The organism is Streptantibioticus silvisoli (assembly GCF_027947535.2).
Classification (GTDB): Bacteria; Actinomycetota; Actinomycetes; order Streptomycetales; family Streptomycetaceae; genus Streptantibioticus_C; species Streptantibioticus_C silvisoli.
Genome location: NZ_JAAGKO020000005.1, coordinates 42682 through 56164 on the forward strand (window position 1 = coordinate 42682; position 13483 = coordinate 56164).

The window sequence follows — 13483 nt, forward strand, 5'->3', positions numbered from 1 at the left end:
GTGTCGCCGCAGGCATGCCTGCCGCCTACGCCTGCCGACGTTCAACGCGGCCTGTGGTGGCGGGAGTTCGGTGCCGGCGCGGATCGGCCGCAGGCATCACGCGTACCGCCTGACGCTCCGTCACGCGATCCGACCCGCGGCGCACGGTCCACCGCAGCGGCCATCAAGTCACGGGCGCCGCACGGAGGTTCGCCCCGGCGCGGTCACGCCTTCCGCGTCGACGCTGCTGAAGGCCCCGCCGCCGAAGGCGTGACCGTCGCGGGGCCCGCCGTCGCAGGGACCGACGCCGCGCGTCGTCGTGAGGCGGCGATCTCCTGGTAGGTGCTCTCCCGGCCCTCCCAGTGCGAGCCCTCGACGGACTTGCCGGGTTCGAGGTCCTTGTAGACCTCGAAGAAGTGGGTGATCTCCAGGAGGTCGAACTCGGGGATGTCGGCGAGGTCCTGTACGCCGGCGAACCTCGGGTCGTCGGCCGGCACGCACAGCACCTTCTCGTCGGGCCCGCGTTCGTCGGTCATGCGGAACATGCACACCGCCCGGCAGCGGACCACCACCCCGGGGTAGGTCGGCCCGGTCCCCATGACGAGGGCGTCCAGCGGTTCGCCGTCCCGTCCGAGGGTGCCCTCCACGAAGCCGTAGTCGCACGGGTAGCGGGTCGAGGTGAACAGCAGCCGGTCCAGACGGATGCGGCCGGTCGCGTGGTCCATCTCGTACTTGTTCCGGGACCCCTGGGGGATCTCGACGATGACGTCGAACGCGGTCGCGCCGTCCATGGCTTCCTCGGTTCTCTCCGGGGGTCCTCCGGCGGTTTCCTCGGGCGGCGGGCGCTTCGCCGGGGCCGGCGCGAGCGGCTGGTGCGGCGGGCCGGTGCGCGCCCGCCGCCTTCTCGGGGGCCCTGCCCCTCGAAGGGTCCATCGCCTGGTCACAGTGAAGGTCGCGCTCCTTCGGCCGTCAAATCGTGACGTACGCCGAATGGACCCCGTTCGTCCGCTCAGTCCGCCGCGCGCGTCCCGGCCGGGTCGGCGGTCAGGACCGGTGCCAGGGCGCCGCCGGCCCGCCACCGGGCGACCAGCGGCGTGGCCGTGCGGCGCAGGGCGAGGCTGGTGAGCAGGGCGACGGGCGCGGCGAGGATCGCGGCGCCGACGACGTCGTGCGGATAGTGGCCGCCGACGTAGACGCGGGTGAACGCCTCCAGCACGGCGAAGACCGCGGCGATCGCGGCGAGCCGGCGGTCGAGCAGCCACAGTGCCGCGACGGCGGCGGCAGCCGTGGTGACGTGGCCGCTGGGGAAGGCGTAGTCGCCGGGCGCGGGGCAGGCCTCGACGATGAACGCGTGCGGCACCGAGCGGCACGGCCGCAGTTCCCCGACGTACTTCTTGACCACCTCGGCCACCGCGAAGGCGGCGACGATGCTCACCGGCGCGGCGAGGGCGAGCGTCATCGCCTTCGCGTCCCGGCGCCGGGCCCGCCACCAGCCGACGGCCACGAGGACGGCGAACACGCCGAGCCCGGCGTTCGTCCACCACTCCATCGGAGCGTTCAGCCACCGCGTGTCGCGGGCGAGGCCGGTGATCGCGGTGAACAGCGAACCGTCGATGTGCGAACCGTCGTAGGCGAGCGGCAGCAGGGGTGGGGCGGCGTTCGGCACGGGTTTCTCCCACGGCGCAGGGCGTCCTCGGCGGTCGGCGTGCCGGTCCGCCGACCGGACGGTCGCCGCTCGGCGCCCCTGGCCGGGGGCGGCCGGATCGCGGGAACGTTGAGTTCCTACGAACTGTAGTAGATGAAGCGGGCGGGTCGTGCCGGGGACGCCGTCCGGGGGTCCGCGCGGCGCCGGGCCGGGTGGCGGAAAGCCGTGAGCCGTGCCCGGCGGGGGCACGGCTCACGGCGGTGGGCGCGGGGGCGTGCGCGGTCACACGTCCGGCTGGGGAATGCGGCCGGTCGGCTCCGCGTCGGCGGTCGGCAGGTAGCTGCTGATCAGGAACTTGTAGATGGCCGCGCCGATGAGGCCGCCGATCAGCGGGCCGACGATGGGCACCCAGAAGTAGAGGTTGCCCCACTGGTCGCGCCAGGCGCTGTGGTAGCCGGTGATGAAGCTGGCCAGGCGCGGGCCGAAGTCACGGGCCGGGTTGATGGCGTAGCCGGCGTTGGTGCCGAAGGCCATGCCGATGGCCACCACGATCAGGCCGGTGATGAACGGCGCCAGGTTCGCCTTCGGCGGGGTGTTGAGCAGGTCGGTGACGGCGAAGATGAGCATCATGAGCAGCGCGGTGCCGATCACCTGGTCGCGGAAGGCGCCCCACTCGTGCACGCCCGCGGTCGTGGAACCGTTGCCCGGCAGGGTGGAGAAGACGATCTGCGTCATGAAGGAGTGCTTCGGGTCCGCCTTGGCCAGCACCTCGGTGTAGTCCCAGCGCACCAGCAGGGCGGCGACGAACGCGCCGAGTGTCTGCGCCAGGATGTAGGGCGCGACCTTGGACCACGCGAAGCCCTTGAATGTGGCCAGCGACACGGTGACGGCCGGGTTCAGGTGGGCGCCGCTGAGCCGGGCGGCGACGTAGATGCCGAAGGTGACGCCCAGCCCCCAGGCCCAGGAGATGCTGTCGTGGTTGCCCAGGCCGCCCTTGGGGCTGGTCAGGGCACCGCCGGCGATCACCTGGGCCACGACGCCGGCCCCGAAGAGCAGCAGCACCATCGTGCCCAGGAACTCCGCGGACATCTCACGGATCAATTGCGGTTTGTGAACCGGTTCGCTCATGTCTTTCCCGGTCTCCTCGACGGTGGGACCCGGGCGTACGAGTACGGTCGGCCCCGGGTTCGGCCATCATCGGGCGCCGCGCCCGCGCCCACCCTGCGGGACGGGCCGCGACCCCCTCTACCGGGTGAGTGGATTGCTCCGTTCGGTGGCGTGGCCGACGCCGGCGCCCGCGCGGCGGACGGCTCGGGGCGCGGGGGAACGGTTACCGTGCGCGAAACGGCGGAGGGGCCCGCCGGGACCGCGACACGCCGGGCGCGTGCGGTTCGCGCGCCGCAGCCCGCCCCACTCGTACGTTCCGTGAGGGAGCCCTCGCCCATGCCCCTGCTCCTGGCGCTGCTCGGCGGACTGGCCGGCGGCACGCTGCGCTACCGCACGGAACGGACGCTCCAGACCCGCGCCCGGTGCCCCACCCACTGGGGGCCGTTCACGCTCAACTTCCTGGGCTGCTTCCTCATCGGCGCGCTGGCCGGATGGGCGTACCGCAGCGGGCTGGGCTGGGGGACGGCGCTGCTGGGCGGGTCGGTCGTCGCGTTCAGCGTCTGCGGCTACGAGACCGCCCAGCTCCTCGGCGGCGGACGGCACGGCCGGGCCCTGGTCAGCGCCCTGGCCGGCTGGTTCATCGGCCTGGCGGCGTCGGCGATGGGGGTCTTCCTGGCGCTGGGCTGACCGCCCCGCGGGCCGGCCCCGGCCGGGAGGACCGTCGCCGGTCGGTTCGTACCCCGGGACGACCCGTACCCCGGACGGCCTCGTACCCCGGACGGCCTCGTGCGCCGGTCGGCTCGAGCCCCGGACGGCCTCGTGCTCCGGACTGACTCGCACCCCCGCCCGCACGGTCCGCGACACCGCGGCGCATCCCCGCACGGACGCTGCCGGTCGGCTCGCACCCCCGCCGGTCGGCCTCGCGTCCCCGCCTGCACGGGCCGGCTCAGCCTGGTACCGCGGGTACCGGTACAACCGGTGGCTGGCTGGCAACCCTCGCGGGCGAGAGGGTGGAGTCATGACCATCACATTGATCACCGGGGCCAACAAGGGCCTGGGCCGGGAGACCGCCCGCCGGCTCGTCGCCGCCGGCCACACCGTGTACGTCGGTGCCCGCAGCGAGGACAACGCCCGCCGGACCGCCGAGGAGCTGGGCGCCCGCCCGCTGCTCATCGACATCACCGACGACGCCTCGGTCCGGGCGGCCGCCGACCGGCTGGCCGCCGAGCACGACACGCTCGACGTCCTGGTCAACAACGCCGGGATCGCCGGCCCGCGCACCGGTGTCGGCGAGTCCACCGGTGCGGACGTGGCGGCCGTGCTGGACACCAACGTCGTCGGCATCGTCCGCGTCACGCACGCCTTCCTGCCGCTGCTGCGGAGCGGCGGCCACGGCGTCGTCGTCAACGTGGGCAGCGGCCTGGGCTCCTTCGCGCGGGTCCACGACCCCGAGCGGATCGAGTCGAAGGTGCCGAGCCTGGCGTACACCGCCTCGAAGGCCGCGGTGTCGATGCTCACCGTCCAGTACGCCCGGGCCTTCCCGGAGCTGCGGGTCAACGTGGTCGACCCCGGCTACACCGCCACCGACCTCAACGGCTTCAGCGGCACCCAGACCGTCGAGCAGGGAGCCGAGCCGATCGTCCGGGCCGCGCTCCTCACCCCGGACGGCCCCACCGGCGCCTTCTTCGACCCCGAGGGGATCTCACCCTGGTGAGCGCCCGCCGGGCGGGCGGCCGGCGCGATGCCGTCAACGGGCCGGGGGCGACACCTGTGCAGGTGTCGCCCCCGGCCCGTTCACGCGTCATCCGGTCACCATCGGTACCAGCGGCCCCGGGACCCACCGGAACCGCTCCGGAACAGGAATCCCAGCAGCCACACGACCAGTACGACGATCGCGACCCACCACAGGATGTGTACCGCGAAACCGATGCCGCCGAGAATCAGCGCCAGCAGCAGGACCAAGAGCAGAGCACCCATGTCATCAACCTCCTGAGCAGCGTATTCCCCGGTTTGTGGTGAACATGCGCGCAGATCGTCGCAATATCGTGGAACGCCGACGGGCCAGCCTCCGCCCGTGATAAAGGGCCGCCTCAGCCGGTGGCGATCGTCTCGCGTTCCGCGCCCGGCGGCAGCGCCAGCCCGCCGCCGCCCGCCCCGAGCAGGTCCAGCAGGGCGCCCGGGCCGCCGCCGTCCAGGGCCCGGCGCTGCCGCTGCTCGCCGGAGCCGTCGGTCAGCAGCCGGCGCACGCCGCCCTCGACCCGGTCCAGGTCGCCGGCCTCCTTGAGCGCCGGGGTGAGGTGCTCCAGGAGGGTGGTCACCACCTCCGCCGCCGGCCGCAGGCCACCGCCGACCGGGTCGACCAGCTCGCCGTTGAGGCCGTGCCGGGCCGCGTGCCAGTTGGCGGCGGCCAGCAGCTCGGACGGCTCCGGGGTGAACGGGGTGCCGTCGTCGGCCTCCCGCAGCGCGGTGGCGACGAGCGAACGGATCAGACCGGCCAGCGTGACGGCGTCCTCCGGCAGCAACTGGACGTCCAGGGCGCGTACTTCGAGGGTCGGATACCGTTCCGACGGCCTGGCCTGCCAGTAGATCTGGCCGCGGTCGCGGATCACCCCGGTGCGCAGCAGGGCCGCCGTCCGGTGGTCGTAGTCCTCGGGGCCGGCGAACACCGGCGGCGGACCGCTCACCGGCCAGCGGCCGAAGACCACCGTGCGCCAGCTGGCGAAACCGGTCTCCGAACCGTCCCAGTAGGGGGAGTTGGACCCCAGCGCCACCAGGACGGGCAGCCATCGGCGGATCCGGTTCAGCGCGGCGATCGCGGCGCGCCGGTCGGGTACGGCGACGTGCACGTGCATGCCGTTGATCATCATCTCGTCGACCAGCCGGGCCGCGTCGTCGAGCATCGTGCGGTAGCGCGGCTCGTCGGTCACCGTCGCCGGCCCGAGGAACGGCGCCGCCCCGCAGGCCGCGATCCGGCAGCCGGTCTCGGCCGCCGCGAGGTGCAGCGCGCCGCGCAGCCTGCGCAAGTGGTCGCCGACCTCGTCGATCGAGCCGCACACCGGCGTGGCCACCTCCACCTGTGCCTGGAGCAGCTCCCTTTCGACCTCACCGTTCAGCAGCGCGGGCTGCCGGACGGCGGCGGCCCGCACCTCTTCCCATCGCGAGACCGGAGACCCGCTCTCCGCGTCCAGCAGCAGGTATTCCTCTTCCACTCCCACGGTCACCATGGCGGGTGCCTACCCCCTCGGCCCCAGGCCACACGGTGGGCCCGCGGCCCGCGCGCGTGCGCCGGGGGCGCGAACGGCGCGAAAACGACAAGGGTGGCGAGGACGGCGCGGCGTGCGCACCGATCGGCTCGCCGTGACGGCGGCGTCACCGGGAGTCTGCGGGCACGGCTCCTGGCGGTCGGCCGGTGCGACCGCGTGCCGGACGGACCGGGGCGCCACGACGGCCTGCGGTGACCGGGACGCTGATGGACCGGGCATGACCCGATCAGCGGGGCATGGCCTGGTCGGCGCCGTCCTCGGCGCCGGCGGTGGCGAGGCTGCCGACGGCCGCGGCCGCCGTGCGCCGGGCCTGTTCGGCGGTGCGGCGGGTGTCGGCCGGGATGTCGCCGAGTTCGGCCACGAGCATGTCGTAGATCGGTGATTCGCCGCCGGCGGTCTTCAGCACGGTGCAGTCCTCGGGGGTGGGGGGAGGGGCGGCCGTACCGCCCGTTGACCTGCCACGGTTACCCCGGCCCTCCGCCGCCATGCATACGGTCGCGCGCCGCCCGATCCGCGCCGGCGCCCCGGGGACAGCGCCTGGTCAGCGGGCTGTCGTCGGGTGCGGCGGCGGGCCGGCCGGGGTACCCCTGCGGCGCCGGCGGCACGCCTCGGCGGTGGAGGCCGCCGGACCGCGCGACGGCGCACCGCACGTGGTGGCGGTGCCGGACGCGGCTGTCCGGGTGCCGTGCGGTCGCACGGCACCCGGACAGCCGGTCCCCGGGCCCGGCGGGCCCCGGTGCGCCGGTCAGGAGGTGGCCGGGTTCCAGTAGTCGCCGGCCATCACGATGTAGACGAGCATCTTGATCGTCTCGCCGTAGTAGGCGTCGCCGAAGGGGTTGGTGGCCAGCTGCTTCCAGATCGCGTCGGTCCACGTCTGGTCGCCGGCCGCCATGGCCGCCGGGCCGACCGCGTCGCCGGCCTCCTCGGCCTGGGTGTCGTCGGAGATGTTGCCGTTGGCGCAGGTCAGCTTGATGTGCGGCTGGACCTTGGCCGGGTTGCCGCCGGACAGCGACTTCAGGCAGGCCGACTCCTGCTTGGCCGTGGCGTAGGACACGGCGGCGGTCGAGGAGCCGTTGACCAGCGCGTCGGTGCCCAGGTGCCACGGCACGCGCAGCGAGTTGTAGCCGACGATGTTGTCCGGCTGGTCCTCCTGGTAGTCGGCCGGGGCCGGCTTGGGGGAGCTGGTGTCGGCGTTGACGACGAAGTCCGACAGCAGGCCGGCCGAGGGGGAGTGGGCGGCGGTGAAGGAGCTGATGACCGCCTCGGTGCGGGTGACGACCTTGCTCCAGTCGTGCGCGGTGTCGTAGGCGGCGAAGGCGCGCAGGTGGTCGAGCATCATGTCGGAGGGCCGGGTGTCGGTGTTCGGGCCGTCGTCCTCGCACTTGAGGTGGCCGTCGGGCGCCACGTCGTGGGCGTAGAAGGAGGCGAGCCACGCCTTGGCGTCGGCGGTGTAGCCGCCCCACTGCTCGTCGGCCAGGATCAGCCCGTAACCGACGTCGAGGTCGCCGTCGGTGGCCGCGTCGGGCGTGCCGCTGTCGGTGTACTTGCACGTCTTGCCGTCCAGCTGCCACTGCATCAGGCCGTCGGCGTCCTCGTGGTCCTTCACCAGCTGCCACAGCCCGTTGAACTCGGTCTGCGCGGAGCTGTCGTAGCCGGCCATCAGCGGCACGATGTTCATGCCGTAGCCCTGCGCCTCGGAGACCGTGCCGTTGTTCGGGGCGTCGTCGTCGCCCTTGGTTGACACGTAGTACTCGTCGGAGGCGCAGCCGTGCACCAGGTAGGTCTTCTTCCACGCGTCGTAGGCGGTCTCCACCGCGGTGTCCCGGGAGGACTGGGACGCCGACGGCATGACGCCGACCTTGTACGTCACGTGGGTGGGGAAGGGGTGGGCGGTGGTGGCCGCGGGGTGGGCGGCCGGGGCCGGGGTGCGGGGGGCGGCGGCGGATGCCCCGCCGATGCCCGCCAGGGTCAGGGTGAGGCAGGCGGCCGCGCAGGCGGCCGCCGGCTTGCGTCCGGGAAAGCGCATGACGTTCTCCTTGCGGGCAGGGGAGGGGAGGGGTCTGTCAGATCTTGTTGAAGATCTTCGAGTAGGCGTAACCGGCGCTCTTGTCGTACTGGTCGACCTCCCAGAACGACAGCTCCTGCACGCCCTCGGAGGCGGCGAAGCTCTCCAGGGTCGAGGCGTTGGACTGGGTGAAGTCCTCGTTGTCGTCGTTCTGTCCGGCGATGGGCGTCAGGCCCAGGCGGGCCCAGTTCTGCGCGGCGGACCCGCCGTAGATCGAGGCGAGTTGCGGCTCGGTGCCCTTCGCGGCCGACTCGCTGTCGTTCAGCGCGTTCTCGCCGTCGCCGAAGTCCATGGTCATGATGTTGACCAGGTTGACGCTGACCCCGGCGGACTTGGCGTCCTTCAGCAGCTTCGTCGCGTCGGACTCCAGGCCGCTGGGGTCGACCGGCAGCGTGAAGTCGACCTGCACCGAGGGGTCGGCCTGCTGCAACGCGGCCAGTGCCTGGTCGCGGCGCTGGTTGGAGGTGGTGTCGTCCAGCGCGCCGCCCTCGATGTCGAAGTCGAGGCGGGTGATGCCGTAGGTGGTCACCACCTTCTGGTACGCGGCGGTGAGGCTGGAGACCGACGTGCAGGACTTGGCCAGCTCGGTGCTGCCCGCGCCGCCGAACGAGATGATCACCGAACCGCCCGCCGACTTCAGCGAGTTGATCTGCGAGGTGAAGGCGCCGACCGAGTCGCCGCCGTCCTCCCACTGCAGGGTGCAGCCGGACTTGGAGGTCAGGAAGGCGAGCGTGTAGTAGCTCAGGCCGGTCTTCGCCTTGTCGGCCGCCATGTCGGCGGCCGAGCTGCTGTCGATCTGCAGGTAGGGCGCGGCGTACTGGGTGGGGAAGGTGCCCGCGGCCTGGGCCGGTACGGCACCGGCCAGCAGGAGCAGGGCGGGGCTCACCGCGACGGCGGCGGTGAAGGCGGTACGCGCGAGGTGCTGGGCCATGAGGTGACCTCTCCAGTCCGCGTAGCTGTTAGGAAACCTTCCTAACACGCCGAGAATGTTCTTCCGCGTCCCTGTGGCTGTCAAGGCATCGGCCACGATTGGAAGTTCGGACATCGGGCCGGTGCCGCCGGCCCCCCTGACGGCCCCCGCGACCGGCCCGGCGAACGCGCGCACGCCGCAGTCCCCCGGGGCGGTGGGCCGCCGCCGGGGGTGCCGGACCGGTGCCGTCAGCCGGTGCCGGACTGCCCGGACCGGTGCACCGCGTGGCCGGCGCGCAGCCGTTCGTGGCTGTGCGGGCCGCCGCCCAGTCCCACGGCGGCCAGGTGGTCCAGGCCCAGCAGTGCGGCGCCCACCACCGGGGCCGTGGTGGCGATCCGCGGCACCGCCTTCGGCGCGCCGGCCGCCAGCCGGGCGAAGACGCCGTCCAGCAGCAGCCGCTGACCGGCCGCCAGCACTCCGCCGCCCAGCACCACGTCGACCGGTTCGTCCAGCAGGTCCAGCCGGCGCAGCGCCACCAGGGCGAGCCGGGCGACCTCCTCCGCCTGCCGCTCCACCAGCCGTACCGCGGCGGTGTCGCCGGCGCCGGCCACTCGGAACAGCACCGGCACCAGCTCGTGCAGCCGCTCCTTCGACAGGGCGCCCAGATGCACCGCCTCGGCGACCGCCATGGCGGTGGGCAGCCCGAAGTGCCCGGCCACGGCCGGGGCGAGCGCGGTCTCCGCCCCGCGCCCGTCCTCCGCCCGCACCGCGTGCCACATCACCTCCAGCGCGAGGCTGCCGCCGCCGCCCCAGTCGCCGGTGATCATGCCCAGGGCCGGGAAACGCACCGTGCGCCCGTCGGGCAGCAGCCCGGCGCAGTTGATGCCCGCGCCGCACACCACCGCCACCCCGCGCGGCTCGTCGGTGCCCGAACGCAGCAGCGCGAACACGTCGTTGGCCACCACCGTGGTCCGCGACCAGCCGCGCCCGGCGATCTCCTCGCCCAGCTTCCGTTCCTCCACCGGCAGGTCCGCGTTGGCCAGGCACGCCGAGGTGTGGGTGACCAGCGGCCGGCCGGCGCCGGGATCGAGCCCGGCCCGTTCGGCGGCCAGCGCCACCAGCGGTGCCAGCCCGTCGACGGCGGCGCGCGGGCCGACCAGGTGCGGTACGAAGCCGTCGCCGCGCGCGGTGCCCAGGACGGTGCCGTCGGCGGCGACGATCGCCACGTCGGTCTTGCTGTTGCCGGCGTCCACCGCCAGCACGCCGCGCACGAGTTCGGTGCCGGTGGCGCCGGGCAGGCCCGCGCCGAGGGGACCGTCGATGCCGGGGACGGGCGCCGTGGTCGTCATGCCCACGCCAGGTGGGCCCGGTTGTGGTCGATCAGCTGATCGGTGAGCCGCTCCGCCAGGTCGAGCTGGCCGACCAGCGGATGGGCCAGCAGCGCGGCGAAGACCCGGTCGCGGCCGCCGAGCACCGCGGCCTCCAGGGCCAGCGCCTCGTAAGCGGTGGTGTGCGCGATCAGCCCCGCGTACAGCGGCTCGACCGGCGCGACCGGCAGCGGCACGGCACCGCGGGCGTCCACCAGGGCGGGGACCTCGATGACGGCGTCGTCCGGCAGGAACGGCAGGGTGCCGGCGTTGGCCACGTTGACCACCTGCTCGCTGCCGGCCGCCGCCGCGCCGCCGCCCAGCAGTGCGGCGATCAGCTGCACCGCCGCCTCGGAGTAGTACGCGCCGCCGCGCTTTTCCAGCAGCGCCGGCTTCTCCTCCAGCGCCGGGTCGGCGTACATCTCCAGCAGCTCCCGCTCGATCGCGGCGACCGCGCTGGCCCGCGACCCCTCGGCGCGCAGTTCCTCAACGACCTGGTCGTGCTGGTAGAAGTACCGCAGGTAGTAGGAGGGGACCACACCCAACCGCCGTACCAGGGAGGCCGGCAGGTGCAGGTCGGCGGCGATCCGCTCGGCGTGCTCGGCCAGCAGCTGCGGCAGCACCTCGCGGCCGTCCAGGCGTACGCCGCGTTCCCACGTGAGGTGGTTGAGGCCGACGTGGTCCAGCGCGATCCGCTCCGGGGCGACCCCGAGCAGGGCGGCGAACTTGCGCTGGAAGCCGATCGCCACGTTGCACAGCCCGACCGCCTTGTGGCCGTGGGTCAGCAGGGCGCGGGTGACGATGCCCACCGGGTTGGTGAAGTCGACGATCCAGGCGTCCGGGTTGGCCCGGCGGACCCGCTCGGCGATGTCCAGCACCACCGGGACGGTCCGCAGCGCCTTGGCCAGCCCGCCGGCGCCGGTGGTCTCCTGCCCGACGCAGCCGCACTCCAGCGGCCAGGTCTCGTCCTCGTTGCGGGCCGCCTGCCCCCCGACACGCAGTTGCAGCAGCACCGCGTCCGCGTCGGCCACCGCCGGCTCCAGCTCGCCGGTGACGGTGATCCGGCCCGGGTGGCCCTGCTTGGCGAAGATCCGGCGGGCCAGTCCGCCGACCAGGTCCAGCCGGTCGGCCGCCGGGTCCACCAGGACGAGTTCGCCGATCGGCAGGGTGTCCCGCAGCCGCGCGAAGCCGTCGATCAGCTCGGGCGTGTAGGTGGAACCGCCGCCCACGACTACCAGCTTCAGGCTCATCAGCCCTTGACTCCCGTCAGTGTCACGCCTTCGATGAAGGCTTTCTGGGCGAAGAAGAACACCACGATCACCGGTGCCATCACCAGCAGGGTGGCCGCCATCGTCAGGTTCCAGTTGGTCTGGTGGGCGCCGTGGAAGGACTGGAGCCCGTAGGACAGTGTCCAGGCCGCCGGGTTGTCGGAGGAGTAGATCTGCGGGCCGAAGTAGTCGTTCCAGCAGTAGAAGAACTGGAACAGCGCCACCGCGGAGATGGCCGGCCTGGCCATCGGCAGCACCACCCGCAGCAGGGTGCGCACCTCACCGCAGCCGTCGACCCGGGCGGCGTCGAGGTACTCCTTGGGGATGGTCAGCAGGAACTGGCGCAGCAGGAAGATGGAGAACGCGTCGCCGAAGGCCATCGGGATGATCAGCGGCCACAGCGTGCCGTCCAGGTGCAGCTGCTTGGCCCAGAACAGGTACATCGGGATGATGATCACCTGGGGCGGCAGCATCATCATGGAGATGACCAGCATCATCGCCAGCCGCCGCCCGGGGAAGCGGAACTTCGCCAGCGCGTAGGCCACCGGCACCGACGAGACCACGGTCAGCACGGTGCCCAGCACCGCGTACTCGATCGTGTTGCGCCACCAGGTGCCGAAGCCGTGGACCCGGAAGACCGCGGTGTAGTTGCTCCACACCCAGTGCTGCGGCCACAGCGTCGAGGTCAGCGCCTGGCTGTCGCTCATCACCGAGGTCAGGAAGAGGAAGACGAACGGCAGCAGGAAGGCCACCGCGATGGCCAGGCCGACGGAGTGGACCGCGATCCACTCCAGCTTCTTGCGGCGCCGCGCCTGGCGCAGCGCGATGCCCGAGGCGGACGGCACGCCGCCGCGCCCGGACCGGCTGGTCCGGCCGGGGCGGTCGCCGGCCGTGACGGTGTTGCTCATGGTGGGCTTCCTCTCAGTCCTCGGCCATCAGGCCGGAGCGCCGGCGCATCAGCAGCGCCGTGCACCCCATGGCGACGACGAAGAGCAGCAGCGACACGACGCAGGCCGAGCCGTAGTCGAAGCGCTGGAAGCCGATGTTGTAGACGAGTTGGGGCACCGTCCAGGTCGAGCCGTTCGGGTAGCCGGGCTCGAACTGCTGCCCGGCGTTGCCCGCGATACCGGAGGCGACCTGCCCGGCGATGATGGCCTGCGTGTAGTACTGGAGGGTCTGGATCACCCCGGTGACCACCGCGAACATGATGATGGGCGAGATGTTGGGGTACGTCACGTAGCGCCACCGGTGCCACCAGTTGGCCCCGTCCAGCGACGCGGCCTCGTACTGCTCGGCCGGCACGTCCAGCAGCGCGGCCATGAAGATGACCATCAGGTCGCCGATGCCCCACAGCGACAGCAGCACCAGCGAGGGCTTCGACCACGACGGATCGGTGAACCAGCCCGGCTGCGGCAGCCCCAGCCGGCCCAGGATGTGGTCGACCGGGCCGGTGCCGGGGTTGAGCAGGAAGGCGAAGCCGATGGTGGCCGCCACCGGCGGTGCCAGGTAGGGCAGGTAGAACGCGGTCCGGAAGAAGCCGGCGCCCGACTTGATCTTGGTGATCAGCATGCCGATGCCGATGCCGAAGACCGTGCGCAGCGCCACCATGGCCACCACGAGCCAGACGGTGTTGCGCACCGCCTGCCAGAAGAACGGGTACTCGGTGAGCACGTAGACGTAGTTCTTCAGCCCCACCGGGGTCGGCGCGTTGAAGCCGTCGTAGTGGGTGAAGGAGAAGTAGACGGTGGCGATCAGCGGGTAGGCGAAGAAGACGGCGAAGCCGATCAGCCACGGGGACAGGAAGCCGGCCGTCGTCGCCAGCTCCCGGCGGCGCTTGCGGCGCAGGGCGGGCGGGGCCGCCGCACGGGGGGTCCTCACG

General features: G+C 72.8%; 14 protein-coding genes. 2 read left to right on the forward strand and 12 right to left on the reverse strand.

What is annotated here, in order from left to right; genetic code table 11:
• Positions 1 to 203 precede the first annotated feature (203 nt).
• The 3 genes from POF43_RS05410 to POF43_RS05420 form a co-directional block, all read right to left on the reverse strand.
• A complete protein-coding gene (locus POF43_RS05410) occupies positions 204 to 770 on the reverse strand; it encodes an inorganic diphosphatase (RefSeq protein WP_271323791.1) in 567 nt (188 codons plus the stop codon).
• 218 nt (positions 771 to 988) lie between these two features.
• Entirely contained in the window at positions 989 to 1645 is a 657-nt protein-coding gene (locus POF43_RS05415; RefSeq protein WP_271323790.1) for a phosphatase PAP2 family protein, read from the reverse strand.
• A 261-nt stretch (positions 1646 to 1906) separates the two neighbouring features.
• Positions 1907 to 2752 carry an MIP/aquaporin family protein gene (locus tag POF43_RS05420; protein WP_271315238.1) on the reverse strand — a complete coding sequence of 282 codons (846 nt, stop codon included), beginning with the start codon at positions 2750 to 2752 and terminating at the stop codon, positions 1907 to 1909.
• A 315-nt stretch (positions 2753 to 3067) separates the two neighbouring features.
• Between POF43_RS05420 and POF43_RS05425 the strand changes: the two genes are divergently transcribed.
• Together POF43_RS05425 and POF43_RS05430 are read left to right on the forward strand one after the other, a co-directional pair.
• Positions 3068 to 3418 carry a CrcB family protein gene (locus POF43_RS05425; RefSeq protein WP_271315239.1) on the forward strand — a complete coding sequence of 117 codons (351 nt, stop codon included), beginning with the start codon at positions 3068 to 3070 and terminating at the stop codon, positions 3416 to 3418.
• 331 nt (positions 3419 to 3749) lie between these two features.
• Entirely contained in the window at positions 3750 to 4445 is a 696-nt protein-coding gene (locus POF43_RS05430; protein ID WP_271315240.1) for an SDR family NAD(P)-dependent oxidoreductase, read from the forward strand.
• Positions 4446 to 4540: 95 nt separating this feature from the next.
• Here POF43_RS05430 and POF43_RS05435 read toward each other — a convergent pair whose 3' ends face one another.
• The 9 genes from POF43_RS05435 to POF43_RS05475 all read right to left on the reverse strand — a co-directional run bounded on the left by POF43_RS05435 (position 4541) and on the right by POF43_RS05475 (position 13482).
• Positions 4541 to 4708, reverse strand: a complete 168-nt coding sequence (locus POF43_RS05435; RefSeq protein WP_271315241.1) for a hydrophobic protein — start codon at positions 4706 to 4708, stop codon at positions 4541 to 4543.
• 113 nt (positions 4709 to 4821) lie between these two features.
• Entirely contained in the window at positions 4822 to 5955 is a 1134-nt protein-coding gene (locus tag POF43_RS05440; protein WP_271315242.1) for a carboxylate-amine ligase, read from the reverse strand.
• A gap of 265 nt (positions 5956 to 6220) precedes the next feature.
• Entirely contained in the window at positions 6221 to 6400 is a 180-nt protein-coding gene (locus POF43_RS05445) for a hypothetical protein (RefSeq protein ID WP_271315243.1), read from the reverse strand.
• Positions 6401 to 6739: 339 nt separating this feature from the next.
• Positions 6740 to 8020 carry a glycosyl hydrolase family 8 gene (locus POF43_RS05450; protein ID WP_282698958.1) on the reverse strand — a complete coding sequence of 427 codons (1281 nt, stop codon included), beginning with the start codon at positions 8018 to 8020 and terminating at the stop codon, positions 6740 to 6742.
• A gap of 37 nt (positions 8021 to 8057) precedes the next feature.
• Positions 8058 to 8990 carry a glycosyl hydrolase family 18 protein gene (locus tag POF43_RS05455; RefSeq protein WP_271316593.1) on the reverse strand — a complete coding sequence of 311 codons (933 nt, stop codon included), beginning with the start codon at positions 8988 to 8990 and terminating at the stop codon, positions 8058 to 8060.
• A gap of 227 nt (positions 8991 to 9217) precedes the next feature.
• On the reverse strand, positions 9218 to 10318 hold the full coding sequence (locus POF43_RS05460; RefSeq protein WP_271324620.1) for an N-acetylglucosamine kinase: 1101 nt from the start codon (positions 10316 to 10318) through the stop codon (positions 9218 to 9220).
• Complete coding sequence (locus tag POF43_RS05465) at positions 10315 to 11580, reverse strand: 6-phospho-beta-glucosidase (RefSeq protein ID WP_271324621.1); 1266 nt, start codon at positions 11578 to 11580, stop codon at positions 10315 to 10317. Before POF43_RS05465 ends, POF43_RS05460 begins: the two co-directional genes overlap by 4 nt.
• Before the next feature lie 5 nt (positions 11581 to 11585).
• Entirely contained in the window at positions 11586 to 12512 is a 927-nt protein-coding gene (locus POF43_RS05470) for a carbohydrate ABC transporter permease (protein WP_271316591.1), read from the reverse strand.
• Between the two features lie 13 nt (positions 12513 to 12525).
• The gene (locus POF43_RS05475) at positions 12526 to 13482 is read right to left on the reverse strand and encodes a carbohydrate ABC transporter permease (RefSeq protein WP_372515851.1); all 957 of its coding nucleotides are present in this window, start codon (positions 13480 to 13482) and stop codon (positions 12526 to 12528) included.
• Between the last annotated feature and the right edge of the window lies 1 nt (position 13483).

What these genes read in the sequence shown, in the direction of transcription:
- POF43_RS05470 (WP_271316591.1), bottom strand. Translation starts at nt 12,512, where the DNA reads ATGAGCAACACCGTCACGGCCGGCGACCGCCCCGGCCGGACCAGCCGG.
- POF43_RS05460 (WP_271324620.1), bottom strand. Translation starts at nt 10,318, where the DNA reads ATGACGACCACGGCGCCCGTCCCCGGCATCGACGGTCCCCTCGGCGCG.
- POF43_RS05455 (WP_271316593.1), bottom strand. Translation starts at nt 8,990, where the DNA reads ATGGCCCAGCACCTCGCGCGTACCGCCTTCACCGCCGCCGTCGCGGTG.
- POF43_RS05420 (WP_271315238.1), bottom strand. Translation starts at nt 2,752, where the DNA reads ATGAGCGAACCGGTTCACAAACCGCAATTGATCCGTGAGATGTCCGCG.
- POF43_RS05450 (WP_282698958.1), bottom strand. Translation starts at nt 8,020, where the DNA reads ATGCGCTTTCCCGGACGCAAGCCGGCGGCCGCCTGCGCGGCCGCCTGC.
- POF43_RS05430 (WP_271315240.1), top strand. Translation starts at nt 3,750, where the DNA reads ATGACCATCACATTGATCACCGGGGCCAACAAGGGCCTGGGCCGGGAG.
- POF43_RS05410 (WP_271323791.1), bottom strand. Translation starts at nt 770, where the DNA reads ATGGACGGCGCGACCGCGTTCGACGTCATCGTCGAGATCCCCCAGGGG.
- POF43_RS05435 (WP_271315241.1), bottom strand. Translation starts at nt 4,708, where the DNA reads ATGGGTGCTCTGCTCTTGGTCCTGCTGCTGGCGCTGATTCTCGGCGGC.
- POF43_RS05425 (WP_271315239.1), top strand. Translation starts at nt 3,068, where the DNA reads ATGCCCCTGCTCCTGGCGCTGCTCGGCGGACTGGCCGGCGGCACGCTG.
- POF43_RS05440 (WP_271315242.1), bottom strand. Translation starts at nt 5,955, where the DNA reads ATGGTGACCGTGGGAGTGGAAGAGGAATACCTGCTGCTGGACGCGGAG.